At 36.0% G+C, this 1,891-nt stretch carries 2 protein-coding genes; both read left to right on the plus strand.

Annotated features, from left to right (window positions below; all coding sequences use genetic code 11):
• Positions 1-551 precede the first annotated feature (551 nt).
• The gene (locus tag ACKTSF_RS14415) at positions 552-1,361 is read left to right on the plus strand and encodes a ParA family protein (RefSeq protein WP_015474642.1); all 810 of its coding nucleotides are present in this window, start codon (positions 552-554) and stop codon (positions 1,359-1,361) included.
• Positions 1,354-1,683 carry a DUF5388 domain-containing protein gene (locus ACKTSF_RS14420; protein WP_041816175.1) on the plus strand — a complete coding sequence of 110 codons (330 nt, stop codon included), beginning with the start codon at positions 1,354-1,356 and terminating at the stop codon, positions 1,681-1,683. Before ACKTSF_RS14415 ends, ACKTSF_RS14420 begins: the two co-directional genes overlap by 8 nt.
• The last annotated feature ends 208 nt before the right edge of the window (positions 1,684-1,891 follow it).

Consider the following 1,891-nt stretch of genomic DNA (forward strand, 5'->3'; position numbering starts at 1 on the left):
TTGAAGTCGCACTGGCAAACGTGTCCCCTTGGATTTAGACCCCAGCTTGTCCCCTAGGGCTTTAAAAATCGCACCGGCCATGATATAATAGTCATTAAACAATGATGACTTTTTTGTGGCGCTCACCAATGACTGTTGGTGGGTGTTTTTTTATGTTCTATTTATCGATTTCATTTAGAATTATAGCTCAACCACAACAAAAGTCAATGTTTTTAAAAACTAGCACTACAGCACTACAGCACTATAGAATAAAAGAACTACAGCACTACAGAATATAAGCACTACAGCACTATAGAACTATAGAACTACGGAACTAAAGAACTACGGCACTGTTTTTTCTTTTAGTAAATGTTTGCACATAGGGCTTAAAGCTATACGGTAGTGCTAGCACTACGGAACTAAAGAACTACAGCACTATAGCACTGTAGAACATAAGCACTACAGAACAACAGCATTATAGAACTATAGAACTAACGCACTATAGCACTATATCGTGTTGATTCAAAAACGATATAGTGCTAATATAACAACAATCGTTAGGAGGCGTTATCATGACACAAACCATAACATTTGGAAATTTTAAAGGTGGAGTTGGAAAAACTAGTAATTCAACATTAGTAGCTCTAGACCTTAGCAATCGTGGTTACAAAACACTACTAGTTGATTTGGACCCCCAAGGAAACGCCACAAATCTACTCTTGAATACTAAAGTTAATATTGATGGAAAAGTTGGCCATTTTAAAAAATCTCTCATGGCTAGTATTGAAGATGGCGATTTAACTCAATCTTTAATACATATAAAAGAAAACTTCGATATCCTAGCTTCTGCACCTGACTTTGCTCTTTTCCCACGCTATATGGAAAAAATCAAAGACTATAATGAACGCGTCAAAGAATTCAGTAATCTTATCAAGCCTATTAAAGATAAATATGATTATGTCATCATAGATACGCCGCCTACTATCTCGTTAATCACCGATTCAGCATTGTATGCCAGCGATTATTGTGTAATTGTTATGCAAACTCATGAACATAGTTTTGAGGGAGCTCAAGCATTTATAGAGTATATCCAGGAACAAGTTATTGATACCTACAAGGCTCCCCGTTTGGAAATCGTTGGTATATTGGCTGTTCTATTGCAAGCCGGAGCTCCTGTAGATGAAGCAACTATTCAAAATGCTATTAATCAGTTTGGAACTGAAAACATTTTTAAACATAAAATTCACTCGATGCAGAGGATCAAGCGTTATGGAATAACTGGTATTACTTTCAATACTCAGTTTGATAGGCGTGTATTCAAAGTATACAAAGACGTAACTGACGAGATGCTAAAAAGAATGGAGGCAATTGAAAATGGCTAATAAATTGATTCGGTCTAACCGCAACCCAATTAAGCCAGATAAGCAGGCTGAAATTTCGGATTTTTCAAATTCAAATAAAGGAATTAAAACCCCACAAAATCAAGTTGCTTCGGTTACTTTTGACACAAACCTAAAAATCAACAACCACATTAGAAACAAATTGCAAGCAATGGCTGTATTAGGGTATAGTGACAATCAAAAGGCAGCTATTGAAGTAGCTTTATCTGTTTATATTGAATCTTTGACTTCAGACGAACGTAAAGAATTAGAATTTCAAATTGATTCTTTAGAAAAACGTGATGTACGCGTAAAAAGTAAATAATCACGCGCACTCAGACAACACGTTCAGCTTTTAGACGTATACACTTGTCCGTTTAGATGAAGCAGAATGTACAAAAAAAGCCCTCTATTATGCGGAATAGAGGGCTTTTCTGAAATCAGTACATACAGGCTTTGCTTAGGAGCGTTGCTTGTGTCCATTTAGGACATACACAATCATATAACAATCAATCAATGCTGTCACTTAACTT

Source organism: Levilactobacillus muriae, assembly GCF_045862015.1.
Taxonomy (GTDB): domain Bacteria; phylum Bacillota; class Bacilli; order Lactobacillales; family Lactobacillaceae; genus Levilactobacillus; species Levilactobacillus muriae.

Bases quoted from the DNA above. Each gene is read 5' to 3' on its own strand.
- ACKTSF_RS14415 (WP_015474642.1), top strand. From the start codon at position 552: ATGACACAAACCATAACATTTGGAAATTTTAAAGGTGGAGTTGGAAAA.
- ACKTSF_RS14420 (WP_041816175.1), top strand. From the start codon at position 1,354: ATGGCTAATAAATTGATTCGGTCTAACCGCAACCCAATTAAGCCAGAT.